The organism is Sphingomonas lacusdianchii (assembly GCF_022664395.1).
In the GTDB taxonomy this organism is placed as follows: Bacteria; Pseudomonadota; Alphaproteobacteria; order Sphingomonadales; family Sphingomonadaceae; genus Sphingomonas; species Sphingomonas lacusdianchii.
Genome location: NZ_JAKRET010000003.1, coordinates 57908 through 79614, shown reverse-complemented (window position 1 = coordinate 79614; position 21707 = coordinate 57908). Strand labels below are relative to the sequence as shown.

The 21707-nt window shown below is 66.8% G+C and carries 28 protein-coding genes; 19 read left to right on the top strand and 9 right to left on the bottom strand.

The genetic code is table 11. From position 1 onward, the window contains the following. Positions 1–20: 20 nt before the first annotated feature. The 3 genes from MF607_RS05295 to MF607_RS05285 are packed head-to-tail and all read right to left on the bottom strand — an operon-like array spanning position 21 to position 2529. On the bottom strand, positions 21–902 hold the full coding sequence (locus tag MF607_RS05295; RefSeq protein ID WP_242116536.1) for a hypothetical protein: 882 nt from the start codon (positions 900–902) through the stop codon (positions 21–23). Beyond that, positions 884–1228, bottom strand: coding sequence for an MmcQ/YjbR family DNA-binding protein (locus tag MF607_RS05290; protein WP_242116535.1), 345 nt, complete (start codon positions 1226–1228; stop codon positions 884–886). Before MF607_RS05290 ends, MF607_RS05295 begins: the two co-directional genes overlap by 19 nt. Then, entirely contained in the window at positions 1225–2529 is a 1305-nt protein-coding gene (locus MF607_RS05285) for a replication-associated recombination protein A (protein WP_242116534.1), read from the bottom strand. Before MF607_RS05285 ends, MF607_RS05290 begins: the two co-directional genes overlap by 4 nt. Positions 2530–2626: 97 nt before the next feature. Between MF607_RS05285 and MF607_RS05280 the strand changes: the two genes are divergently transcribed. From MF607_RS05280 to MF607_RS05240, 9 genes are all read left to right on the top strand, one after another. Continuing rightward, positions 2627–3172, top strand: a complete 546-nt coding sequence (locus MF607_RS05280; RefSeq protein ID WP_242116533.1) for a PadR family transcriptional regulator — start codon at positions 2627–2629, stop codon at positions 3170–3172. Further along, complete coding sequence (locus MF607_RS05275; RefSeq protein ID WP_242116532.1) at positions 3169–3486, top strand: DUF2218 domain-containing protein; 318 nt, start codon at positions 3169–3171, stop codon at positions 3484–3486. Before MF607_RS05280 ends, MF607_RS05275 begins: the two co-directional genes overlap by 4 nt. Positions 3487–3517: 31 nt before the next feature. Further along, positions 3518–3784 (top strand): UvrB/UvrC motif-containing protein, encoded by a 267-nt coding sequence (locus tag MF607_RS05270; protein WP_242116531.1) that lies wholly within the window; start codon positions 3518–3520, stop codon positions 3782–3784. A gap of 631 nt (positions 3785–4415) precedes the next feature. Beyond that, positions 4416–4739: a MerC domain-containing protein gene (locus tag MF607_RS05265; protein ID WP_347340862.1), complete on the top strand. Its 324-nt coding sequence runs from the start codon at positions 4416–4418 to the stop codon at positions 4737–4739. A gap of 40 nt (positions 4740–4779) precedes the next feature. Further along, positions 4780–5250 carry a Fur family transcriptional regulator gene (locus MF607_RS05260; RefSeq protein WP_242116529.1) on the top strand — a complete coding sequence of 157 codons (471 nt, stop codon included), beginning with the start codon at positions 4780–4782 and terminating at the stop codon, positions 5248–5250. A gap of 86 nt (positions 5251–5336) precedes the next feature. Beyond that, positions 5337–7259: a 1-deoxy-D-xylulose-5-phosphate synthase gene (gene dxs / locus MF607_RS05255; protein WP_242116528.1), complete on the top strand. Its 1923-nt coding sequence runs from the start codon at positions 5337–5339 to the stop codon at positions 7257–7259. Then, entirely contained in the window at positions 7256–7675 is a 420-nt protein-coding gene (locus MF607_RS05250) for a hypothetical protein (protein ID WP_242116527.1), read from the top strand. The genes dxs and MF607_RS05250 overlap by 4 nt, the downstream gene beginning before the upstream one ends. 24 nt (positions 7676–7699) lie before the next feature. Continuing rightward, positions 7700–7915, top strand: coding sequence for a hypothetical protein (locus MF607_RS05245; protein WP_242116526.1), 216 nt, complete (start codon positions 7700–7702; stop codon positions 7913–7915). After that, positions 7912–8310: a PIN domain-containing protein gene (locus tag MF607_RS05240; RefSeq protein ID WP_277925739.1), complete on the top strand. Its 399-nt coding sequence runs from the start codon at positions 7912–7914 to the stop codon at positions 8308–8310. Before MF607_RS05245 ends, MF607_RS05240 begins: the two co-directional genes overlap by 4 nt. On the opposite strand, the gene MF607_RS05235 is transcribed toward MF607_RS05240, so the two are convergent. Continuing rightward, entirely contained in the window at positions 8307–8963 is a 657-nt protein-coding gene (locus tag MF607_RS05235; RefSeq protein WP_242116524.1) for an RBBP9/YdeN family alpha/beta hydrolase, read from the bottom strand. The two genes, MF607_RS05240 and MF607_RS05235, sit on opposite strands and share 4 nt — an antisense overlap. 179 nt (positions 8964–9142) lie before the next feature. Between MF607_RS05235 and MF607_RS05230 the strand changes: the two genes are divergently transcribed. The 6 genes from MF607_RS05230 to bla all read left to right on the top strand — a co-directional run bounded on the left by MF607_RS05230 (position 9143) and on the right by bla (position 13084). Continuing rightward, the gene (locus tag MF607_RS05230) at positions 9143–9889 is read left to right on the top strand and encodes a TlyA family RNA methyltransferase (protein WP_242116523.1); all 747 of its coding nucleotides are present in this window, start codon (positions 9143–9145) and stop codon (positions 9887–9889) included. Between the two features lie 81 nt (positions 9890–9970). Then, entirely contained in the window at positions 9971–10525 is a 555-nt protein-coding gene (locus MF607_RS05225) for a TspO/MBR family protein (RefSeq protein ID WP_242116522.1), read from the top strand. 40 nt (positions 10526–10565) lie between these two features. Beyond that, the gene (locus tag MF607_RS05220; RefSeq protein ID WP_242116521.1) at positions 10566–10862 is read left to right on the top strand and encodes an accessory factor UbiK family protein; all 297 of its coding nucleotides are present in this window, start codon (positions 10566–10568) and stop codon (positions 10860–10862) included. A 64-nt stretch (positions 10863–10926) separates the two neighbouring features. Continuing rightward, positions 10927–11427, top strand: a complete 501-nt coding sequence (locus tag MF607_RS05215; protein ID WP_242116520.1) for a type III secretion system chaperone family protein — start codon at positions 10927–10929, stop codon at positions 11425–11427. Next, positions 11424–12233 (top strand): pyrroline-5-carboxylate reductase, encoded by an 810-nt coding sequence (gene proC, locus MF607_RS05210; RefSeq protein ID WP_242116519.1) that lies wholly within the window; start codon positions 11424–11426, stop codon positions 12231–12233. Before MF607_RS05215 ends, proC begins: the two co-directional genes overlap by 4 nt. Continuing rightward, complete coding sequence (bla, locus tag MF607_RS05205) at positions 12230–13084, top strand: subclass B3 metallo-beta-lactamase (protein WP_242116518.1); 855 nt, start codon at positions 12230–12232, stop codon at positions 13082–13084. Before proC ends, bla begins: the two co-directional genes overlap by 4 nt. A 1-nt stretch (position 13085) precedes the next feature. On the opposite strand, the gene MF607_RS05200 is transcribed toward bla, so the two are convergent. Continuing rightward, positions 13086–13559 (bottom strand): MarR family winged helix-turn-helix transcriptional regulator, encoded by a 474-nt coding sequence (locus MF607_RS05200; protein WP_242116517.1) that lies wholly within the window; start codon positions 13557–13559, stop codon positions 13086–13088. 88 nt (positions 13560–13647) lie between these two features. Here MF607_RS05200 and MF607_RS05195 point away from each other — a divergent pair, with 88 nt between their 5' ends. Beyond that, complete coding sequence (locus MF607_RS05195) at positions 13648–14736, top strand: branched-chain amino acid aminotransferase (protein WP_242116516.1); 1089 nt, start codon at positions 13648–13650, stop codon at positions 14734–14736. Between the two features lie 73 nt (positions 14737–14809). Here the strand turns inward: MF607_RS05195 and MF607_RS05190 are convergent, their stop codons facing one another. The 4 genes from MF607_RS05190 to MF607_RS05175 form a co-directional block, all read right to left on the bottom strand. After that, a complete protein-coding gene (locus tag MF607_RS05190) occupies positions 14810–15988 on the bottom strand; it encodes an acetyl-CoA C-acyltransferase (protein ID WP_242116515.1) in 1179 nt (392 codons plus the stop codon). A gap of 14 nt (positions 15989–16002) precedes the next feature. Beyond that, positions 16003–16458, bottom strand: a complete 456-nt coding sequence (locus MF607_RS05185; protein ID WP_347340861.1) for a MaoC family dehydratase — start codon at positions 16456–16458, stop codon at positions 16003–16005. Positions 16459–16583: 125 nt separating this feature from the next. Continuing rightward, positions 16584–17735 carry a mechanosensitive ion channel family protein gene (locus tag MF607_RS05180; RefSeq protein WP_242116513.1) on the bottom strand — a complete coding sequence of 384 codons (1152 nt, stop codon included), beginning with the start codon at positions 17733–17735 and terminating at the stop codon, positions 16584–16586. Positions 17736–17744: 9 nt separating this feature from the next. Then, positions 17745–18773, bottom strand: a complete 1029-nt coding sequence (locus MF607_RS05175) for a DNA topoisomerase IB (protein WP_242116512.1) — start codon at positions 18771–18773, stop codon at positions 17745–17747. A 105-nt stretch (positions 18774–18878) separates the two neighbouring features. Between MF607_RS05175 and MF607_RS05170 the strand changes: the two genes are divergently transcribed. The 3 genes from MF607_RS05170 (at position 18879) to MF607_RS05160 (ending at position 21687) form a co-directional block, all read left to right on the top strand. Next, the gene (locus MF607_RS05170; protein ID WP_242116511.1) at positions 18879–19433 is read left to right on the top strand and encodes a type 1 glutamine amidotransferase domain-containing protein; all 555 of its coding nucleotides are present in this window, start codon (positions 18879–18881) and stop codon (positions 19431–19433) included. Between the two features lie 179 nt (positions 19434–19612). Next, positions 19613–20983, top strand: a complete 1371-nt coding sequence (gene radA, locus MF607_RS05165; RefSeq protein ID WP_242116510.1) for a DNA repair protein RadA — start codon at positions 19613–19615, stop codon at positions 20981–20983. A 182-nt stretch (positions 20984–21165) separates the two neighbouring features. Next, entirely contained in the window at positions 21166–21687 is a 522-nt protein-coding gene (locus MF607_RS05160; RefSeq protein ID WP_242116799.1) for a CvpA family protein, read from the top strand. The last annotated feature ends 20 nt before the right edge of the window (positions 21688–21707 follow it).

Genomic DNA, 21707 nt, shown 5'->3' with positions numbered 1-21707 from the left:
CCGGGTTGCGGGTCCGGCCGCTACCGGACTCCGAACGTCCACCCCTCGGTCCGCGCTACTTCCGCCGTCAGCCCGGCCGGTGCCCAGAGCGCCGCATCGCCCGCCACCGTCCGCAGCCACGCCGCGCTCAACAGCGCGTCGGTGGCATGGTCGTCATAGCGCGCGATCGGTACATGCGCCGCGCTGCCCAGCACCGCCAGCGCCGCATCCAGCGACAGCGGATCCCGCAGCTTGCTCAGCCCCTTGCGCACCCCCGCCGCCCGCGCCGCGATCGTGGTATAGAGTTCGACGATCACCGGACCGGTCGCCGGCACCGGATCGAACGGCCAGACCGCTATCCTGCCCGCCAGTCGATGGAGCACGCGCATGCCGGTCAGGCTCGATTTCCCGACCTGCGCCGCACCGACGAGGTTGAAGCAACTCGTCGGTGACAGGCCGGCCAGCAACTGCCGTTCCTCGCACACGCGCAACCGTCCGCGCCCGCTGCCGAACCGGTCGCCGCAGGCGCGCTGCCGCCGGAAATGGCGCGACACTTCCTCGTCCGCCACCACCGACGACGCAGCGAGATACGGATCGTCGGCACTCATCCGATCCACCATCGCCCAGAGCGACCGCGCATCCCCGGGCGATCCGTCCCAGCCCGGAAAATAGCTGTCCCGATCGAGGAACGGCAGCGCTGGCGACAGGTCGAGCCCAATCAGCATATCGGCCCGCGCCCCGGCCAGTTCCACCAGCCAGCCGAGCACCGCGTCCCGCGACCATCCGCCCTCGCGCTCGACCAGCGCCGGTCCGCCATCGCCGACCTCGGCGACCGCCAGCCCCTTGGGCCGTGCCACCGCCTGTCCCGACCAGTCGATTGCCGCGAACCGGGTGAAACGCCGCGTCAGGGTCGCGCGCCCCATGCCTTGCGCTGCGCGATCGTCGCCCGGTCCCACCATGCCCGGCGGAGCAGTGTCGCGATCCGGTCGCCCGCGCCGGTGCCATAGCGCACCAGCACCACCGGCCAGCCGCGATAATGATCGGTTTCCCAGAAGGTCGCGGGATCGGTCGCGATCAGCATGTCCTTCTCACCCTCCGCGACATGCAGCACGAAACTGCCCGGATCGGGTGCGGTCGTACCGGCCAGCGTCTTGCCGCGAAACCGCAGCGCCGGCTGGCCATAGCTGCTGCCTTGCTCGACGCCCGGCAGCGCACCGCCGATCGCGACGACCTCCGCCCAGTCCCTCACGACTGCCGCCGTTCGTCCCACCACGCCATGCGTTCGGCGATGCGCTGTTCGAAACCGCGCCCGGTGGGTTCGTAGAAGCGTTTTGGCGTCATCTCCTCGGGCCAGTAATTGGCGCCCGAAAACCCGTCCGCATGGTCGTGGTCATAGGCATAGCCCTTGCCATAGCCGATATCCTTCATCAGCCGGGTCGGCGCGTTCAGGATCGATGGCGGCGGCATCAGCGACCCCGTTTCGCGCGCGCTGGCGAATGCCGCCTTCTGCGCCTTGTACGCCGCGTTGGATTTGGGCGCGGTCGCGAGATACAGGCACGCCTGCACGATCGCCAGCTCGCCCTCGGGACTGCCGAGAAAGTCGTACGCATCCTTGGCGGCGAGGCATTGTACCAGCGCCTGCGGATCGGCGAGCCCGATATCTTCGCTGGCAAAGCGCGTCAGCCGCCGCAGCACATACAGGGGTTCCTCGCCCGCCGTCAGCATCCGCGCCATATAATAGAGCGCCGCCTGCGGGTCCGATCCGCGCAGTGATTTGTGCAGCGCCGAGATCAGATTGTAATGGCCTTCGCGGTCCTTGTCGTAGACCGCGACCCGCCGTTGCAGCAGCGTCGAAAGCCCGGCCGGGTCGAGCGGTTCGGGCAGGTGGATCGAGAACAGCGTCTCCGCCTGGTTGAGCAGGAACCGCCCATCGCCATCGGCGCTCGCCACCAATGCCGCGCGGGCGGCGTCATCGAGGGGCAGGGGGCGTTCCTCCGCCGCCTCGGCCCGCGTCAGCAATTCGTTCAGCGCGGTCGCGTCGAGCCGGTGCAGGATCAGCACCTGTGCCCGGCTGAGCAGCGCCGCGTTCAGTTCGAACGACGGGTTCTCGGTCGTCGCCCCGACCAGCGTGACCGTCCCGTCCTCGACATAGGGCAGGAAACCATCCTGTTGCGCGCGATTGAAGCGGTGGATTTCGTCGACGAACAACAAAGTGCGTTTGCCGATCCGGCCATGGTCGCGCGCTTCGGCGAACACCTTCTTCAGATCGGCGACGCCCGAGAACACCGCCGAAATCTGGGCATAGCGCAAGCCCACCGCATCGGCGAGCAGCCGCGCGATCGTCGTCTTGCCGGTGCCGGGCGGCCCCCACAATATCATCGACGACAGCTTTCCCGCCGCCACCATCCGGCCGATCGCGCCATCGGGTCCGGTCAGGTGATCCTGCCCGACCACTTCGGCCAGGGTCTTTGGCCGCAACCGGTCGGCAAGCGGCCCACCGGTCGGCGTCTCGGGCGGGGGCGGGGCGAAGTCGGCGAAAAGGTCGGTCATGGCGGCAATATAGGGTGCGCGAAAAAAGCCGAAAGCCGGTCTTGCATCCGATCGTTCCAGATATATCTTGGCGTTCAAGATATATCGGAGAATGATAATGCGTTTTGGAATGGGATATGATTCATGGACCGGCGGGCCGGGCATGGGCGGACGTGGTCGGCATGGCGGCCCACGGGGACCGCGCGGCCGGGTGCTGGGCGGGGACGAACTGAAGCTGGTGCTGCTGGCGCTGATTGCCGAGACGCCGCGCCACGGTTACGACCTGATCCGCGCGATTGAGGCGCGGACCGGCGGCGCCTATGCGCCCAGCCCGGGCGTCGTCTATCCGACGTTGACGCTGCTGACCGACATGGGCCTGATCGAGGAACAGGCGAGCGAGGGGACGCGCAAGCTGTTCGCCGTGACGCAAGCCGGCACCGCGCAACTGGCGACCGATGCGGCACAGGTCGGCGAACTGTTCGAACGACTGACCGCGCTGGGTGAACACCGTGCCCGTACCGATGCCGGCCCGATCCATCGCGCGCGCGCAAATTTGCGCGCTGCGATCCATCACCGGCTGTCCGCGCCCGACGTCGACACCGAAACCCTCCACCGCGTCGCTGCCATCCTCGACGAAGCTGCACAGAAGGTAGAACGCCTGTGACCGAACATACCGCCGCCGCGACCGTCCCGACCGCCCATGCCAGCCGGTATCTGCAGCAACTGTGCAAACATTGGCAGCACAACCTGACCGTCGAATATGATGCGAACCACGGCACCGTCGTCTTTCCCCGCGATGCGCGCGGTGCCGATCATCCCGCCGACGCGCTGGTGACGTTCGACGCCGGTGACGACGCGCTGACCGTTCGTATCGATGCAAGTTCGACCGAACAGCTCGAAGGATTGAAAGGCGCGGTCGCGCGCCATCTCGATCGCTTCGCCTTTCGCGAGGCGCCGCTCACCTTCGACTGGCGATGAGGCGCGGCCGGGCTTCGTGCGTTGAAGACGCATGACCGACCCGATCGAAGCCCTGCGCCAGCAGATGGAGGCCGCCGCCGCCGCGATGGATTTCGAAACCGCGTCGCGCCTGCGCGACCGGATCAATCTGTTGCGGGGCGGTGCGGCGGAGGAAGCCGCGCAGGCTGCCGACACTGCCGGCCTGACCCGCCAGCAACCGGGCGCGATGGGGCTGGGCACCAGCCGCCAGCGCGTCGAACCGCCCAAGGGGTGGAAGCCGCCCAAAAAGCCCGACCCGATGGTCACGCGCAAACGGTAGGGTCCTGTCCGCCTGCACATGATCGTATGGCATCCGAGTGCGGGCGGAGGCCGATGCGAAAATCGACCCCATTGTGTCCCCGCGAAGGCGGGGACCCAAGGGCTCGAGGCGCCACGGTTTGTGTTGCTTGGCTCCCGACTCCCGACTTCGCGGGACCTTTGCAACACCGCTCTCCCGTGCCCCGGCGAAGGCCGGGGCCCAGTTGGGAGACGTTCGTAACGTACCGAGAAGCCTTGCCAACTGGACCCCGGCCTCCGCCGGGGTTCGACCGAGTTGGGATGGACGGCCCGACTTGCGCAGAGGTCCTGCGAAGGCGGAAGCCAGAGCCGTGTCCCGGGGAAGGCCTGCGCCGCTGGCGCTGGGTTCCCGCCTTCGCGGGGACACGGCTCGGTGGACGTTCGCGACGATCTCACCTTCGCCGGGGCGACGGCGCGGCCGACGGACGGATAATCGTAACGCAGCGTTGCCTTCAATTCGTTGACCGCCACCGATCGAACCTAAACCGCGTCGCCGCGTTCAGACCTCGATGAAGCGTTATGTTGTATCTTCGCGCGATCGGGGGCATAAGGCGGCGATGCGAAGTTCCGCCGCCCGAACCTGGTTGCACCAAGGTCGCCTCGATCGTGTCGGCATGCTGCTGTCGGCGCTCTGCGCGGTGCATTGCGTGACGACGATCGCGGTGATGGCGTTGCTGGCCTCGGTCGGCGGCGCGTTGCTGCATCCCGCCATCCATGAAATCGGTCTGGCCTTTGCGGTGCTGCTCGGCATCGTCGCGCTGGGGGCGGGCTATCTGCGCCATGGACAGCGCCTGCCGACTGCGATCGGTGGCATCGGGCTGGCGATCATGGCGCTGGCGCTGACCCTGCCGCATGGCGTGCCGGAAGCGATCGCGACCCTGAGCGGCGTCGCGTTGCTGGCGTACGGACACCATCTGAACCGCCGCGCCGGCTGCTGACCCGCTTGCCGCCACCGGCACCGGCGCTTATCTCGGGTCAATGGCGCACGAGCATCACGAACATCATGGCCCGGAATGGAACAAGGCCGCCGAAGCGGCACTGACCCGGGCCGGCGAACAATGGACGGCGATGCGCGCCAGCATCTTCGATGTGCTCGCGTCGTTCGACAAACCCGCCTCCGCCTATGACATCGCCGATGCCGTGTCGAAGGCGCAGGGGCGGCGCGTCGCGCCCAACAGCGTCTATCGCATCCTCGACCTGTTCGTGAACGCGAACCTTGCCCGCCGGGTCGAAAGCGCCAATGCCTATCTGGCGAACAGTCATCCCGACTGCATCCACGACTGCATCTTCCTCGTATGCGATCAATGCGGGCAGACGACGCATATCGATAACGACACCATCACCGGCAGCGTCCGCTCCGCGGCCAGCGGCGCTGGGTTCACGCCGGTTCGTCCGGTGATCGAAGTGCGCGGCCGATGCGCGGACTGTGCAGCATCGGTGCAGGACTGACGCTTTAGGCAAGCATCGCCGTGCTTTGTCCGCGCGCGGTGCCACGAACAATCGACACTGTGCTTTACCTGCGATAAGCACGGGCGATGGCCGATCCAATTAGCACGCCGCTGCTCGATACCGTTCAGACGCCCGCCGATCTTCGCAAGCTCGCCGCCGGCGATTTGCGGCAACTCGCCGATGAATTGCGGCAGGAAACCATCAGCGCGGTCGGTACGACCGGCGGTCATCTCGGCTCGGGTCTGGGCGTCGTCGAACTGACGGTCGCGATCCACTATGTGTTCGACACCCCGGCCGATCGTCTCGTCTGGGACGTCGGCCATCAATGCTATCCGCACAAGATCCTGACCGGCCGTCGCGACCGCATCCGCACGCTGCGGCAGGGCGGGGGGCTGTCGGGCTTCACCAAACGGTCGGAAAGCGAATATGACCCGTTCGGCGCGGCGCACAGCTCGACCTCGATCTCGGCGGCGCTGGGCTTTGCCGTCGCCAACAAGATCGCGGGCACGCCGGGCAAGGGCATCGCCGTGATCGGCGACGGCGCGATGTCGGCGGGCATGGCCTATGAAGCGATGAACAACGCCGAACAGGCGGGTAACCGTCTGGTCGTCATCCTCAACGACAACGACATGTCGATCGCGCCGCCGGTCGGTGGCCTGTCGGCTTATCTGTCGCGGATCGTATCGAGCCGGGAATTTCTCGGCATCCGCGAGGCTTTCAAGAAGATCGCTCGCCGCCTGCCGCGTCCGCTGCACACCGCCGCGCGCAAGACCGACGAATTCGCCCGCGGCATGGCCACCGGCGGCACCTTGTTCGAGGAACTCGGATTCTATTATGTCGGTCCGATCGACGGCCATAATCTCGACCATCTGATCCCGGTCCTCGAAAATGTCCGCGATGCCGAGGAAGGCCCGATCCTCGTCCATGTCGTGACCAAGAAGGGCAAGGGCTATGCCCCCGCCGAGGCTGCCGCCGACAAATATCACGGCGTGCAGAAGTTCGACGTCATCACCGGTACGCAGGTGAAGGCGCCCGCCGGCCCGCCGCAATATCAGAACGTCTTTGGCGAGACGCTGGCGACGCTGGCCACGACCGACGATCGCATCTGCGCGATCACGGCCGCGATGCCGTCGGGCACCGGCCTCGACAAGTTCGCCAAGGCGCATCCGGCGCGCTTCTTCGATGTCGGTATCGCTGAACAACATGCGGTGACCTTCGCCGCCGGTCTTGCCGCGCAGGGGATGCGGCCGTTCTGCGCGATCTATTCGACCTTCCTGCAACGTGCCTATGACCAGGTCGTGCACGATGTCTGCATCCAGAATCTGCCGGTCCGCTTCGCGATCGATCGCGCGGGGCTGGTCGGGGCGGACGGCGCGACCCATGCCGGCAGCTTCGATGTGACCTATCTCGCCACGCTGCCCAATATGGTCGTGATGGCGGCGGCGGACGAAGCCGAACTGGTCCACATGACCTACACCGCTGCCGAATATGATGCCGGTCCGATCGCGGTCCGCTATCCGCGCGGCAACGGCGTCGGCGTCGCGCTGCCGGAGGTTCCGCAGAAGCTGGAGATCGGCAAGGGCCGTCTGGTCCGCGAAGGCAACAAGATCGCGATCCTGTCGCTGGGCACCCGGCTGGAGGAGGCGCTCAAGGCCGCCGACGCGCTGGAGGCGAAGGGGCTGTCGACGACCGTCGCCGACCTGCGCTTCGCCAAGCCGCTCGACGAAGCGATGATCCGCCGCCTGCTGACGAGCCACGAGGTCGCGGTAACGGTCGAGGAAGGCGCGGTCGGCGGCCTTGGCGCGCACGTCCTGACCTTCGCCAGCGACTCCGGCCTGATCGACGCCGGCCTGAAACTGAGGACCATGCGTCTACCAGACACCTTCCAGGACCAGGACAGCCCGCAAAAACAATATGACGAAGCCGGCCTCAATGCGCCGCAGATCGTCGACACCGTGCTCGGCGCGCTGCGCTGGAACGAGAGCGGGGCGACCGAAGTCCGCGCATGACCGGCCCGGAAAAGGCGGTCGCGATCATCGCGCTGGCGGTGGTCGCGGTCGGCTGGTTCAACTGGCGGATGTGGCGGCGGTTTCGCGTGGCCAAGGCGTATCGGGCTGGTTGGAACGCGGCGGATTTCGACGCGATGGTCGCCGATAATGGCGTTTCGCCGCCGGTAGCGGCGCTGACCCGCGACCTGGTTGCGCCTTATTACGGACCGGGTGTCTTCCCGCATCCCGACGACGATTTCGCCCGGTTCTTGATGATCGACGACGAAGAGATTGCCGATCTGGTCGAGTCTGCTTGGGAACGGCTGGGCTTGGCATCGCCGACGCCCGCTGCTCCGGTCGAACTGCCATCGATGAAGGACGTCCGCGATCTGGCCGTCTACCTTCAGTCGGTTGTCAATGGCTCGCGCCCGGCGTAATTTATCTCGCGAAGGAGAAGTCCGGTGAAGGTCGAAAAGATCGGCGACAAGCTCTCCATCGTCATTCCTGACGACGTCGCCGAAACCCTCGACCCGCACGAAGGCGATAGAGTCGAGGTGCGGCGGAGCGTTGCCCACTCACCGATGACCCGCGCCGAAGCGATGGCTGCCATGCGCGCGCTTTCGCGCCCCCTGCCGCGGGGATACAAGTTCGATCGCGAAGATGCCAACGCGCGTTGAGCGCTGACTTTCTCGACACGAACGTCTTGAGCTACGCGCTCGGCGACGATGACAAGGCGGTGCGCGCGCAAGCGGTTCTGGAGGAAGGCGGCACGATCGGCGTTCAGTCGCTGAACGAGTTAGCGACGGTCGCCCGACGGAAACTACGCTATGACTGGCCGGCGATCCACTACGCGATCGCAGCGTCGCGCGTGCTGTGCCCGACGATCGTCCCGTTGACCGACGCGATCCATCGCGACGGCCTGCGGATCGCCGAATGCTATTGCCTAACCATCTACGACAGTATGATCGCCGCCGTTGCGCTGGCGGCGGGATGCGAGCGGTTGTGGAGCAAGGACCTTCAGCACGGGCTTGTGATCGACGCCCGGCTGAAGGTCGCCATCCGCTTCGCTTAACGCAGAAACTGCCCCTGCGCCGCTTCGGTCGCGTTGACGGCCAGCACCGATCGCGCGTCGCTGGGATGGCGGACATGGCCATGGCCGTCGCCCGACGCGGCGATGACGCGGTCGAGCAGTTCCTGCCCCTCTTCCCACCAGCCGATGCCGCTGGCAGCGTTCAGATGCCCCTGCGCGCCGGCATCGACGAAATGGCTGCCCCAATCGACTGCCATCGAATGCGCCCGCTCGATCGACACCCATGGATCGTCGGTCGATGCGACCACCAGCGAGGGGAAGGGCAGCGAGAAGCGCGGTGTAGGGGCGAAACCCTGCAATTCGGGCGGTGCGCCGGGACGATCGACATCCGCCGGCGCGACCAGCAAGGCACCGGCAACCGGCCAGCCATAAGGTTGCGACGACAATTGCGCCCACCATGCGACGGCAAGGCAGCCGAGCGAATGCGCCGCCAGCACCACCGGCGCCTGTGCCTGCCGGATCGCCTGGTCCAGCTTCGTCACCCATGCATTGCGCAACGGCCGCGACCACAGCCCCAGTTCGACGCGCGCCGTATCCGGCCGCGACTGTTCCCACAAAGTCTGCCAGTGCGACGGCCCGGAGCCGTTCAACCCGGGCACGGTCAGCACCGTCGGGGGTGTCGAAAACTGCGCCATCGTCACTCTCCTGCGGTTCGGTTCGAAACAGTGAAGGCCGACCCGTCAGCTTTAGGGAGGGGGTCGGGTCCGGGTCAGCCTCCGATGAACAAGATATTCCTACTGATCGAATAGGCAATAGCCATTCGTCCAACGGATCAAGGGTTGCGACCAGTCGAAACTCGCGCCATGCGCATGCCATGGCAAAGCAACGCGCGGACCAGATGCTCGTCGACCGCGGCCTCGCCGAGAGCCGCACCCGCGCCCAGGCGCTCATCATGGCTGGGCTGGTGTTCTTGGGCGATCGTAAGGTCGACAAGCCGGGCCAGCAACTGCCCGACGATGCGGTGCTCGATGTGCGCGGGCGCGATCACCCCTGGGTATCGCGCGGCGGGGTGAAGCTGGCACACGGCCTCGACCATTTCGGCTGGGACGTGGCGCAGGCGATCGCGCTCGATGTCGGATCGTCGACCGGCGGCTTTACCGACGTGCTGCTGACCGGCGGCGCGACACGCGTCTATGCCGTCGACAGTGGCACCAACCAGCTGGCGTGGAAGCTGCGCCAGGATTCGCGCGTCATCGTCCTCGAACAATTGAGCGCGCGGCTGCTGACGCCCGCGCATATTCCCGAGTCCGTCGATCTGGTCGTCTGCGACGCCAGCTTCATCGCTTTGTCCAAGGTGCTTGCCGTGCCCCTCGGCTTCGTAAAGCCCGGTGGACGGCTGCTCGCGCTTATCAAGCCGCAGTTCGAGGCGGGGCGCGAAGAGGTCGGCAAGGGCGGCGTGGTCCGCGATCCCGCCATCCATGCCCGGGTCTGCGAGGAAGTCTCGGCATGGCTGACCGGCCTCGGCTGGCAGGTGATCGGCATCGATCGCAGCCCGATCACCGGTCCCGAAGGCAATATCGAGTTCCTGATCGCCGCCACCGCGCCCGAATCCGCCGCTTAGGCTTGCAATGACGCAGCGCACGCAGCAAGCACTGCCGCCTGTATGGCCGCGCATGGGGCGGGGCCGGCACCGGGGGGCGGGATGAACGAAATCGCGTCGAAGTGGCAGTTGCGTTCGGAGTTCCTGCGGCGGGCCGTGGTGTGCGTGCCGCTGATCCTGCTGCTGGGTTTCGCATCCGGCCAGTTGGTGGCGTCGGGCAGTCAGAATGGCTGGTACCGGATGCTGCAACAGCCGCCGGTCGGGCCGCCCGAATGGGCGTTCCCGGTGGTATGGTCGATCCTCTACGTCCTGCTCGGCCTTGCGCTCGCCATCGTCCTGAGCGCGCGCGGCGCGCGGGGGCGCGGGGTCGCGATCGGACTGTTCGTCGTACAGATGGCGCTGAACCTGGTGTGGTCGCCGCTGTTCTTCGGTGCGCATCAGGTGACGGCGGCCCTGTTCGTGGTCGTCGCACTCTTCTTCGTGGCGCTGGCGACGACCTTCGCCTTCGGCCGGATCCGTCCGCTCGCGGCGTGGCTGCTGGTGCCGTATCTGGCGTGGCTGGTGGTCGCGTCGGCGCTCAACTGGCAGATCGACCGGCTTAATCCCGACGCCGAAACCCTTGTGCCGCCGGCCCATTCCACCCAAATCGCACTTTGACGGCGGGCGGATTGACGCCCAGCCAAAGGAAGGATTTCCCATGCAGTCCGACAATCGCCTGTTCGACGATTTCGCCAAGTTCGTGAACGGCGCCGCCGGCACCATCGCCGGCATGGCCCGCGAAGGCGAGGCTGCTGCGCGTGAGCGGGCCAAGACGTTCCTCGGCGGCATGGATTTTGTCAGCCGCGACGAATTCGAGGTGGTGAAGGCCATGGCCGTCGCCGCCCGCGACGAAGCCGACGCGCTGCGCGCCCGGCTCGACGCGCTTGAGGCCAGCCAGCGCGTTGCACAGCCGGTCTCGCCCGATGCACCCGGCGCGGGTGAGGGCGCGCTCTGATTCGCGCCGCGGGTCGCGCGCCTTGGCGCGTGACGGGGGCAGTGCGCGGGTCTATGGCGTGGGGATGATGTTGGACGAAGTGGAAGAGGACGGCGACGACGCCGTGCCGATCGATACGCTGGAGCGCTATTTCGCGGCGCACGGCTGGAAACATGAGCGTGACGGCGACGAGATCGTCGCGAATGTGAAGGGGAGCTGGACCGAATTCGAGCTCCGCGCGATCTGGCGCGGAGAAGATGGCGTCCTGCAATTCCTAGCGCTCCCCGATATCCGCGTCGCCGACGAACGGCGCGGCGCGATCTACGAAACTATCGGGCTGATCAACGAACAGCTGTGGATCGGCCATTTCGAACTCTGGTCGTCGAGCGGCATCCTGCTCTATCGCCACGCGGCGATGCTGGGCGACGAACCGGCGCTGACCATCGATCAGGCCGAATTGATGATCGATGCGGCGATCGACGAATGCGAACGCTTCTATCCGGTGTTCCAGTTTGTGCTGTGGGGCGGCAAGACGCCGAAGGAAGCGATCGCCGCGTCGATGATCGAGACGCAGGGCGAGGCATGATCGTCCTGCCCGGACCGCTGTGGCTGATCGGCTGCGGCAATATGGGCGGGGCGATGCTCGATCGATGGATCGCCGACGGTGTCGATCCGGCGGCGGTCACGGTCATTACCCGGACGCCGCGAGACCTGCCCGGCGGCGTCGCCCATGCGACCACGCCGCCGGTCGAGCGGCCGGCGATCGTCGTGCTGGCGATGAAGCCGCAACAACTCGACACGGTCGCCTCCGCGCTCGCGCCGCACATTGCCGGCGTGCCGCTGCTGATATCGATCCTTGCCGGCGTCGAGGAAGCCGCGCTTGCTCACCGGTTCGATGCGGGGACGATCGTTCGTGCCATGCCCAATTTGCCGGTCGCGATCGGGCAGGGGGTCGTCGCGCTGCATTCGCACGGATCGGATGCGGACGCACGCACGACGGCAGAGACGTTGATGCGGCCGCTGGGGCTGGTCGAATGGATCGACGATGCCGCATTGTTCGATGCGGTCACGGCATTGTCGGGCTGCGGTCCGGGCTTCGTGTTCCGCTTCATCGACGCGCTGGCGGCGGCCGGCACGGCACTTGGCCTGCCGGAAGCGCAGGCGCAGCGTCTCGCCATTGCCACGGTGCAGGGATCGGCGACGATGGCGGCCGATGCCGATGTCCCGCCCGCGACGCTGGCCGATCGTGTCGCCAGCCCCGGCGGTTCGACACGACAGGGCTTGAACGTCCTCGACGACGATGATGCGCTCAAACGCCTGCTCGCCGCGACGCTGGCTGCTTCCGAACGGCGCAATGCCGAGATGGCGGCGGCGGCACGGGGTCGGGCATGATCGTCGCCGCTTTGCTGGCGGTCGCCGCGCCGCTTGCGCCGCCCGCCGACGTAGCCGCTCGCGCGCGGCAATGCGCCGGCAAGGACGGTTGGAGCGATCCCGCCCCGCCGGTCCGCATCTACGGCAACGTCTATGATATCGGCACCTGCGGTATCACCGTCCTGCTGATCGCCGGACCGAAGGGGCATATCGTCATCGACGCTGCGACCGCCGAGGCGGTGCCGTCGATCGTCGCCAACATCCGGAAGCTCGGTTTCCGGCCGCAGGACGTGAAGCTGTTGCTGATGAGTCACAGCCATATCGACCATGCCGGCGGCCTCGCCGCGCTCCGCCGTGCGACCGGCGCGACACTGCTCGCCAGTGCCGCCGCGCGCGAGGTGGTCGAACGCGGCCGGTTCGCCGCCGACGATCCGCAGCGCGACATCCTCTCCCCCGTGGAACGCGTTCCCGCAGCCGGCATCCTGACCGACGGGCAGCCGGTGACGCTCGGTCCGCTCCGCCTCACCGCCCATCTGACCCCGGGCCATTCGCCCGACGGTATGAGCTGGTCGTGGCGGTCGTGTGAAGGCGGGACGTGCCGCACCATCGTCTTCGCCGACAGCCTGTCGGCGGTATCGTCGGACGCCTATCGCTTCCGCGACCATCCGGCCTATGTCGCGCGGCTGCGCCAGACGATCGCCAGGGTCGCGGCACTCCCGTGCGACATCGTCCTCACCCCGCATCCGGGCGCGAGCGACATGGCCGAACGGCTGGCACGCACCAAGCCTCTGGTCGATCGGAACGGCTGCCGTGCCTATGCCGCCGCCGCGACGCAGCGGCTCGACCAGCGAATGGCCGACGAAGCGCGCTGACCTACCGCCCCAGCGCCGCCACCGCCGCCTTGTCCCCCGCCGGGATCAGCCCCTCGAGCACTGCCCAGAAGCCGCTGACCGCATCCTGCCCCGCACCCGAATAGGCGCGCGACAATTTGGCGTTCAGCATCTCGTACAGCCGCGCCTCCAGCGCCTGTCCCTCGGTCGTCAGTTTCAGCAGTCGCTGCCGCGCATCGCGGTCGCCCGCCCGGCTCTCGACCAGCCCACGCGCCGACAGGTCGTTCAGCACCCGCCCAAGCGACTGTTTGGTGATCGCCAGCAACCGCAGCAACTCGCTGACCGACAGGTCCGGCCGCCTTGCGATGAAATACAGCGCGCGGTGATGCGCACGCCCCAGATTCTGCGCGGCCAACGCTTCGTCGATCGAGCGCGTCAAATGGCTGTAGCCGAAATAAAGCAGTTCGATCCCGCGCCTTACCTCGGCCTCGCGCAGGAACAGCGCGGATGCAGCCATGGGCTGGGCGGGCGATATTGGGGCAGTCATGTTGACCATTTCTGCCATCCGGCCTAGTCCACCGCAAGCATTCATCCATGAGGACGCCATGACGCAGCCGACCTTCGCCTTCGAACCCCATGCGACCCCGGTCGCGGCGAGCGAGCGGGTGGCGCGGATCGTAAATCCGCGTTTTGGGCGCGTCTTCACCGACCATATGGCGACGATGCGCTGGTCGGAGGACAAGGGCTGGCACGACGCGAAGATCACCGCACGCGCGCCGATCGTCATGGACCCCGCCGCCGCCGTCCTTCATTATGCGCAGGAAATCTTCGAGGGGCTCAAGGCCTATACCCTGCCCGATGGCGGTGTCGCGCTGTTCCGTGCTGAACAGAATGCTGCCCGGTTCCGCCGCTCGGCGCACCGGCTTGCCATGGCCGAACTGCCCGACGATCTGTTCGTCGCCTCGTGCCGCGAACTGACGCTGGCCGAGCGTGACTGGATCCCGGCGGGCGAGGGTAGCGCCTTGTATCTGCGCCCGTTCATGATCGCGAGCGAGACGTTCCTCGGCGTGAAGCCTTCGGCGGAATATCTCTACTGCGTCATCGCCTCGGCGGTCGGCAATTACTGGCCCGGCGGCGCCAAGAGCGTGTCGCTCTGGGTGTCGAAGGAATTTACCCGCGCCGCGCCCGGCGGCACCGGCGACGCCAAGTGCGGCGGCAATTACGCCGCCAGCCTGCTCGCCCAGTCGGAAGCGATCCGGCAGGGTTGCGATCAGGTCGTGTTCCTCGATGCGGCCGAACGCCGCTGGGTCGAGGAACTGGGCGGGATGAACATCTTCTTCGTGTTCGACGACGGCACGATGCTGACCCCGCCGCTGACCGGCACGATCCTGCCCGGCATCACCCGTGATTCGATCCTGACGCTGGCGCGCGATCAGGGGATCGAGGTCCGCGAGGAACGCTATTCGATCGACCAGTGGCAGGCCGACGCCGCCAGCGGCCGTCTGGTCGAGGCGTTCGCCTGCGGTACCGCCGCCGTCGTCACCCCGATCGGCAAGGTGTCTTCGGCCGATTTCAGCTTTCAGATCGGCGGCGGCCGGCCGGGCGAGCGCACCCAGGCGCTGCTCAAGCAACTGACCGACATCCAGCGCGGTCGCAGCAACGATCCGCATGGCTGGATGCAACGCATCGGCTGAAAAAGCCCTCTCCCCTTCACGGGAGAGGGTTGGGAGAGGGGGTGTCCACCAACGCGAGCGACACCCCAAACCTTCAGAGCACCTCGAACAACCCGGCAGCGCCCATGCCGCCGCCGACGCACATCGTCACCACGACATATTTCACCCCGCGCCGCTTGCCCTCGATCAGCGCATGCCCGGTCATCCGCGCGCCCGACATGCCATAGGGATGCCCGATCGAGATCGCGCCGCCATTGACGTTCAGCCGGTCGTTCGGAATGCCCAGCACGTCCTGGCAATGCAGCACCTGCACCGCGAACGCTTCGTTCAGCTCCCACAGCCCGATATCGTCCATTGTCAGGTCGAAACGCTCGAGCAGCTTCGGCACCGCATAGATCGGCCCGATGCCCATTTCATCGGGCTTGGTGCCGGCGACCGCCATGCCGACATAGCGGCCCAGCGGCTGCAACCCGCGCGCCGACGCGACCGACTCTTCCATCAGCACGCAGGATGACGACCCGTCCGACAACTGGCTGGCATTGCCCGCGGTGATGACCGCCTGTTCGCCCATCACCGGCTTCAGCGACTGCAATCTCTCCAGCGTCGTGTCGGCGCGGTTGCCTTCGTCCTTGGTCAGCGTGACTTCGTGCGTCGACACTTCCTTGGTCGCCTTGTCGACGACGTTCATCGTCGCGGTCACCGGCACCAGTTCGGCATCGAACAGCCCGCCGGCCTGGGCGGCGGCGGTGCGCTGCTGTGACTGGAGCGCATACTCGTCCTGCCGATCGCGCGAAATGCCGTAGCGTTTGGCGACGATCTCGGCCGTCTGCAGCATCGGCATGTAGATATCGCCCTGCATCGCCAGCAATTCGGGATCGGCGGCGATCCGCATCTGCGGCGTCTGGACGAGGCTGATCGATTCGACGCCGCCCGCGACGCAAATGTCCATGCGGTCGTGGACGATCTGCTTGGCGGCGGTGGCGATCGCCATCAGCCCGCTGGCGCATTGCCGGTCGATCGACATGCCCGACACCGTCACCGGCAGACCGGCCCGCAACGCCGCCTGCCGCGCGATATTACCCGCCTGATGTCCCTGTTGCAGCGCTGCGCCGAACAGCACGTCGTCGACCTCGCCCCCCTCGATCCCGGCGCGTTCGACCGCCGCGCGGATCGAATGCGCGGCCAGCGTCGGTGCGGGCAGGTTGTTGAACGCCCCGCGATAGGCGCGGCCGATCGGGGTACGGGCGGTCGAAACGATGACGGCTGAGCGCATGATGGTCCTCGGGTTCAGGTGAAGATCTGGCTGATCCATTCGGCGATCAGCGCGGGTTGGTCGCTACCGTCGACCTCGACGGCATAGGTGATGGTCTGCTGCCACTGGCCAGGCCGCTTCTGGTCGAGCGCCATCAGCGTGAAGCGCCCGCGAATGCGTGACCCCGACCGCACCGGCCGGACGAAACGCACGCGGTTGCCGCCGTAATTGATTTCCATGCGCGCGCCCGACACCGCCGGCATTCCGCTGCTTGCCGCCAGTTTCGGCAGCAGCGACAACAGCAGGAAGCCATGCGCGATCGTGCCGCCGAACGGCGTCGCGGCGGCGGCCTGCGGATCGACATGGATGAACTGGTGATCGTCGGTCGCGTCTGCGAAGGCGGTGATCCGCGACTGGTCGAGCAGCATCCAGTCCGACAGCCATTCGCTGCCGATCCGTTCCGCCATCGCCTCCGCCGTGATCGCCGTCACCGACCTCTCCCTCATTCGGAGGAAGCATAGCGGCACGACCCGCGCAATCGCAAGCGGGAACACACCGAAACCGGGAAAGTGGCATTGCCGACGTCCCGGCGATCCAAACCCTATGTTCGAAAAATTCAGCTTGCCGCAGCGGCAGGGTCGACGATCGACCCGTCGGCACGCGCCGTCAGATTGACCTGCGTCGGATAGGCGATCTCGATCCCCTCGGCGTTGAAGCGCCGCAGGATGGCGATGCCGACCGCGGTCCGCCCGTCGTAAAAGGCCGCATAATCGACGCCCGGCGAATCGAAGATCACTTCGAAATCGAGGCTCGACGCCCCGAAGCCGACAAAGCCGCAGCGCACGAACACGCGCTGTTCGGCCTCGACGATCTCGCGCAGCATCGCCGGGATCCGCGCACAGGTATCGGGATCGGTCTGATAGGTGACGCCGATCACGAACGACGCGCGGCGATGCTCGCGGCGGCTGTTGTTGGTGATCTCCTTGTCGAGCAGATTCTTGTTCGAGATGATCCGCTCTTCGCCGGTGATCGACCGGATGCGCGTCGATTTCAGTCCGATTTCGGCGATCGATCCGTTGGTCTGGTCGTAGCTGACATTGTCGCCGCGCCGGAACGGCTTGTCGAAGATGATCGAGAGCGCCGCGAACAGATCGGCGAAGATTCCCTGCGCCGCCAGACCGACGGCGATGCCGCCGACCCCGAGCCCCGCGACCAGCCCGGTGACGTTCACGCCCAGATTGTCGAGCACCACGATCAGCGCGATCGAGAACAATGCGAAAGTGACCAGCAGCCGGATCAGCCCCATCGCCGATGCCAGCGCCTCGCCATGATAATGGTCGCTCGCCGTCCGCCGCTCGACCACGCCGAGGATCACTTCGCGCGCCCAGATCGCCGCCTGGAACACGGCCGCCACGGTGAACAGGAACTCGATCGTCGCCGTCACCATCGGCGGCGCGCTGGCATAGCCATCGACCAGCTTCGCGGCGAGCATCACCATGAAGAAGATGCTGGTCCGCGCCACCGCCCGTCCGGCGACCGTTCCCCATCCGGCGCGGTCGTTGCGACACAGCCGCACGCCCCAGCGCCGCACGACCAGCAGCACGACGACGATCGCCGCGCCGACGCCGAGTGCCACCAATACCTGCAACCAGTTGTCGGCGATCCACCGCGCGCTGTCTTGGAACAGCAGCCGCGCCTGTGCCTGTGCCTGATCGGCGTTGAAACTCTTTTCGACCGTCGCGGCGGGCGAACTGCTATTGACGGTCATGCGATCCTTTCAGGCGGCTTCGGCGACCTTGGCCTGCGCTTCGAGCAGCGCGATCAGCCCGCGTTCGTGACGGCTGAGATGCTTGGCGGAGCGGGGCAGGCGCAGCGTCTCGCGAAACGCGGTCTGCCCGTCCTTGACCAGATCGACCAGCAAGGGATGGACATAGGATTTGCGCGCGATCGCCGGCGTATTGCCCAGCGCATCGACCACCGGGCCGAGCATCGTCTTCAGGCTGATGTTCTGCTCCGCCTCGGCCAGCGAGGTGAAGGCCAGCACGCTTGCCCCCCATGTCCGGAAATGCTTGGCGGTAAAGTCCCCGCCCATCGCCTCGCGGATATAGGCGTTGACGTCGCTGGAGGTGACCGGGTGCGTTTCGCCGTCGCTGTCGACCCAGCGGAACAGATGCTGTCCAGGCAGGTCCTGACATTTCCGGACGAAGCTTGCCAGCGACCGATCGGTGATGGTCAGCACCCGCAGCTTTCCCGACTTCGCCTTATACTGCAATTTCAATCGGGTACCGGTCAGCTTGGCGTGGCGCTTGCGCAACGTCGTCGCGCCGAAACTCTTGTTGACCCGCGCATAGCCTTCATTGCCCACGCGCACCCGACCCAGATCGAGCAGCCGCACCACCGCCGCCACCGCCCGTTCGCGCGACAGTGCGCGCTTGGCCAGATCGCGCTCGACCTGTGCGCGCAGCTTGGGCAGCGCATGGCCGAACGCGGCGCAGCGATCATATTTCGCCGTTTCCTGCGCCTCGCGAAAATCGGCGTGGTATCGATATTGCTTGCGGCCCTTGTCGTCCCACCCGATCGCCTGGATATGACCGGACGGGTCTGGGCAATACCATGCGTCGCGATAGGCGGGGGGGAGGCCGATGGCGTTCAGCCGGTCGATCTCGTCGCGATCGGTGATCCGTTCGCCGTCCGCGTCGTAATAGCCCCAGCCGCGCGTCAGCTTCTTGCGGGTGATCCCTGCCGCCTCGCAATCGGAAAAGTTGCAGCCGGCGGGGCAGGGGAGGTCGTCTTCGGCTGTGTCCATCGGGCTGTCCCTGCAGATGACCCGATCAATGTTCGGCTCGTCGCTTCGTTCCGGAACCCGGCCGGAGCCGGCCGGTTAGGAGCGGACCGTAACAGGAGATTACCGATGGCCGACCTCGCCAATGCCCGCGTGCTGATCCTTGCCGCCGACGGGTTCGAGGAATCCGAACTGTTCGACCCGCGTCAGGCGCTGCTCGATGCCGGGGCGCAGGTGACGCTTGCCTCGATCAAGACCGATCCGATCCAGGGCGTCGTCAACGACAGTGAAAAGGCGCGGACGATTACGCCCGACCTGACGCTCGACGATGTCGATACCGAACAATTCGACGCGCTGCTGCTGCCCGGCGGCGTCGGCAATCCCGACAAGATGCGCATGGAGGAACGTGCGGTCGAGATCGTCAGCGAATTCATGGACGATGACAAGATCGTCGCTGCCATCTGTCACGCCCCCTGGCTGCTGGTCGAGGCCGACGTCGTCGACGGCCGACGCGTGACCAGCTGGCCATCGGTGCGCACCGACCTCGAAAACGCCGGCGCCGAAGTGGTCGACGAACAGGTCGTGATCGACGGCAACCTCATCACCAGCCGCAAGCCCGACGACATCCCCGCCTTTTCGAAGGCGATGATCGAGGCGATCGAGAGCGAACTGGCCGAGGCGTAAGCAGGGCGGGGCGGAGCGACCTCCGCCCCGAACCCCGCCGTTCGTCGTTCCCGCACCGGCAATCCCTAAGCGCCGAAGTCCACGCGCGAAGCCGAAGGCGGAAGGGGCACCTCTGGGGATCCGGTTGCAGATACTCGCGGATATTCCCCTTTCGTTCCGGCTCTGCTAGGGCGCGGGTCATGGCAAAACCCCAAAAGCGCTATGTCTGTCAGCAATGCGGATCGGTCTCGTCGAAATGGGCGGGGCAATGTGCCGATTGCGGCGACTGGAACACGCTGGTCGAGGATGCCGGGGCGGTCGTCACCCCCTTTTCCGCGCGGCATAATCTGCAAAGCGGCGGGCGGCCGATCCTGTTGTCGGGGCTGGATACCGATATCGCCCTGCCCGAGCGGCTGACGACGGGCATCGCCGAACTAGACCGCGCGCTGGGTGGCGGGTTCGTCGAGGGGTCGGCGACGCTGATCGGCGGCGACCCCGGTATCGGCAAGTCCACCCTGTTGTTGCAGGCGGCAGCGAAGCTGGCACTAGCGGGCAAAAGCGTCGCCTATGTATCTGGCGAAGAAGCGGCCGATCAGGTCCGGTTGCGCGCGCGGCGGCTGGGCCTCGGTACCGCGCCGGTGCAACTGGCGGCGGCGACGTCGGTGCGCGATATCCTGACGACGTTCGGCGGATCGGCGGCACCGGACCTGCTCATCATCGATTCGATCCAGACGATGCATAGCGACCTGATCGAGGGGGCGCCCGGCACGGTCAGCCAGGTGCGCGCCTCGTCGGGCGAATTGATCCGCTTCGCCAAGGAACGCGGCACGGCGGTGGTGCTAGTCGGGCATGTCACCAAGGACGGGTCGATCGCCGGCCCGCGCGTGCTGGAGCATATGGTCGATACGGTGCTGGCGTTCGAGGGCGAGCGCAGTCATCAATATCGCATCCTGCGCGCGGTGAAGAACCGTTTCGGCGGCACCGACGAGATCGGCGTCTTTGCGATGGAAAGCGAAGGATTGTCGGAAATTTCAAATCCTTCATCCTTATTCCTGACAAGTCGTGACGAGAATGTTACCGGCACCGTCGTGTTCCCGGCGCTGGAGGGCACGCGGCCGGTGCTGGTCGAGGTACAGGCACTAACGGTGCGGCTGGCATCGGGTGCGACGCCCCGGCGGGCAGTGGTCGGATGGGACTCCGGGCGGCTGGCGATGATCCTTGCGGTGCTGGAGGCGCGGTGCGGTTTGGCGTTCGCGACCGCCGAAGTCTATTTGAACATCGCTGGCGGCTACCGGGTGATTGATCCGGCAGCGGACCTAGCGGTAGCGGCGGCTTTGGTATCGGCTTTGTCGGAACGGCCGGTGCCGTCGGATGCGATCGTGTTCGGTGAGATCGCGCTGTCGGGCGAGGTGCGGCCGGTGGCGCATGGCGCGTTGCGGCTGAAGGAGGCGGGCAAGCTGGGGTTCGGGCGGGCGCTGGTGCCGTCGGCGCAAAGTGCCGAAGGCGGCGCGGTCAAGCTGTCGGGGTTCAAGGATCTGCCGCGCTTCGTGGATTACATGTTGGGGCGCTGATCTGATCCTCCCCGCTCGCGGGGAGGGGGACCAGCGAAGCTGGTGGAGGGGGTTTGCCTCGCAAGGCACCGGTACCGTATGCGGACAGCCCCCCTCCACCATGCTCCGCATGGTCCCCCTCCCCGTGCCGGGGAGGATTGGGGGTGCTCGACAATTTCGGCTGCGCCCGGCATAGCCGCGCCATGGGTCTGACCTCGCTCGACATTGCCGTTCTGCTCACCGTCGGCGGTGCGGCGGTGCTCGGCTTCCTGCGCGGATTCGTGACCGAGGTGCTGTCGCTTGGCGCGTGGGTGCTGGTCGTGCTGGCGCTCAAGCTGTTCCACACGCCGGTCGCCGCCGCGCTGGTCGGGCCGACCGGCACCGCCGGGGGCGCCGCGACGCTTGCCTTCGCGCTGATCGCCGGGGTCGGCTATTTCGCCGGGCGGCTGGTCGCCAACGCGATCGGCGCGCGGACGCGGGCGTCGGTACTGGGACCGGTCGACCGGGCGCTGGGCTTCGGCTTCGGCGCGCTCAAGGGACTGATCCTGACCAGCCTCGCCTTTCTCCTGTTACTGCTGGCGGCCGATTTCATCGGCGGCGGGCCGACGCGGCGGCCGGTGTGGATCAAGGACGCGCGGACCTATCCGCTGCTCAATGCGACCAGCGCCAGCGTAGTCGATTTCATCGATCGCCGGCGGCGCGGCGAGCCGGTGTTCGGCGAATAATCGCGCGACCGACTCGCCAG

Bases quoted from the DNA above. Each gene is read 5' to 3' on its own strand.
- MF607_RS05295 (WP_242116536.1), bottom strand. From the start codon at position 902: ATGGGGCGCGCGACCCTGACGCGGCGTTTCACCCGGTTCGCGGCAATC.
- MF607_RS05285 (WP_242116534.1), bottom strand. From the start codon at position 2,529: ATGACCGACCTTTTCGCCGACTTCGCCCCGCCCCCGCCCGAGACGCCG.
- MF607_RS05280 (WP_242116533.1), top strand. From the start codon at position 2,627: ATGCGTTTTGGAATGGGATATGATTCATGGACCGGCGGGCCGGGCATG.
- MF607_RS05270 (WP_242116531.1), top strand. From the start codon at position 3,518: ATGACCGACCCGATCGAAGCCCTGCGCCAGCAGATGGAGGCCGCCGCC.
- MF607_RS05265 (WP_347340862.1), top strand. From the start codon at position 4,416: ATGCTGCTGTCGGCGCTCTGCGCGGTGCATTGCGTGACGACGATCGCG.
- MF607_RS05260 (WP_242116529.1), top strand. From the start codon at position 4,780: ATGGCGCACGAGCATCACGAACATCATGGCCCGGAATGGAACAAGGCC.
- dxs (WP_242116528.1), top strand. From the start codon at position 5,337: ATGGCCGATCCAATTAGCACGCCGCTGCTCGATACCGTTCAGACGCCC.
- MF607_RS05250 (WP_242116527.1), top strand. From the start codon at position 7,256: ATGACCGGCCCGGAAAAGGCGGTCGCGATCATCGCGCTGGCGGTGGTC.
- MF607_RS05235 (WP_242116524.1), bottom strand. From the start codon at position 8,963: ATGGCGCAGTTTTCGACACCCCCGACGGTGCTGACCGTGCCCGGGTTG.
- MF607_RS05230 (WP_242116523.1), top strand. From the start codon at position 9,143: ATGGCAAAGCAACGCGCGGACCAGATGCTCGTCGACCGCGGCCTCGCC.
- MF607_RS05225 (WP_242116522.1), top strand. From the start codon at position 9,971: ATGAACGAAATCGCGTCGAAGTGGCAGTTGCGTTCGGAGTTCCTGCGG.
- MF607_RS05220 (WP_242116521.1), top strand. From the start codon at position 10,566: ATGCAGTCCGACAATCGCCTGTTCGACGATTTCGCCAAGTTCGTGAAC.
- MF607_RS05215 (WP_242116520.1), top strand. From the start codon at position 10,927: ATGATGTTGGACGAAGTGGAAGAGGACGGCGACGACGCCGTGCCGATC.
- proC (WP_242116519.1), top strand. From the start codon at position 11,424: ATGATCGTCCTGCCCGGACCGCTGTGGCTGATCGGCTGCGGCAATATG.
- bla (WP_242116518.1), top strand. From the start codon at position 12,230: ATGATCGTCGCCGCTTTGCTGGCGGTCGCCGCGCCGCTTGCGCCGCCC.
- MF607_RS05200 (WP_242116517.1), bottom strand. From the start codon at position 13,559: ATGGCTGCATCCGCGCTGTTCCTGCGCGAGGCCGAGGTAAGGCGCGGG.
- MF607_RS05195 (WP_242116516.1), top strand. From the start codon at position 13,648: ATGACGCAGCCGACCTTCGCCTTCGAACCCCATGCGACCCCGGTCGCG.
- MF607_RS05190 (WP_242116515.1), bottom strand. From the start codon at position 15,988: ATGCGCTCAGCCGTCATCGTTTCGACCGCCCGTACCCCGATCGGCCGC.
- MF607_RS05180 (WP_242116513.1), bottom strand. From the start codon at position 17,735: ATGACCGTCAATAGCAGTTCGCCCGCCGCGACGGTCGAAAAGAGTTTC.
- MF607_RS05175 (WP_242116512.1), bottom strand. From the start codon at position 18,773: ATGGACACAGCCGAAGACGACCTCCCCTGCCCCGCCGGCTGCAACTTT.
- MF607_RS05170 (WP_242116511.1), top strand. From the start codon at position 18,879: ATGGCCGACCTCGCCAATGCCCGCGTGCTGATCCTTGCCGCCGACGGG.
- radA (WP_242116510.1), top strand. From the start codon at position 19,613: ATGGCAAAACCCCAAAAGCGCTATGTCTGTCAGCAATGCGGATCGGTC.
- MF607_RS05160 (WP_242116799.1), top strand. From the start codon at position 21,166: ATGGGTCTGACCTCGCTCGACATTGCCGTTCTGCTCACCGTCGGCGGT.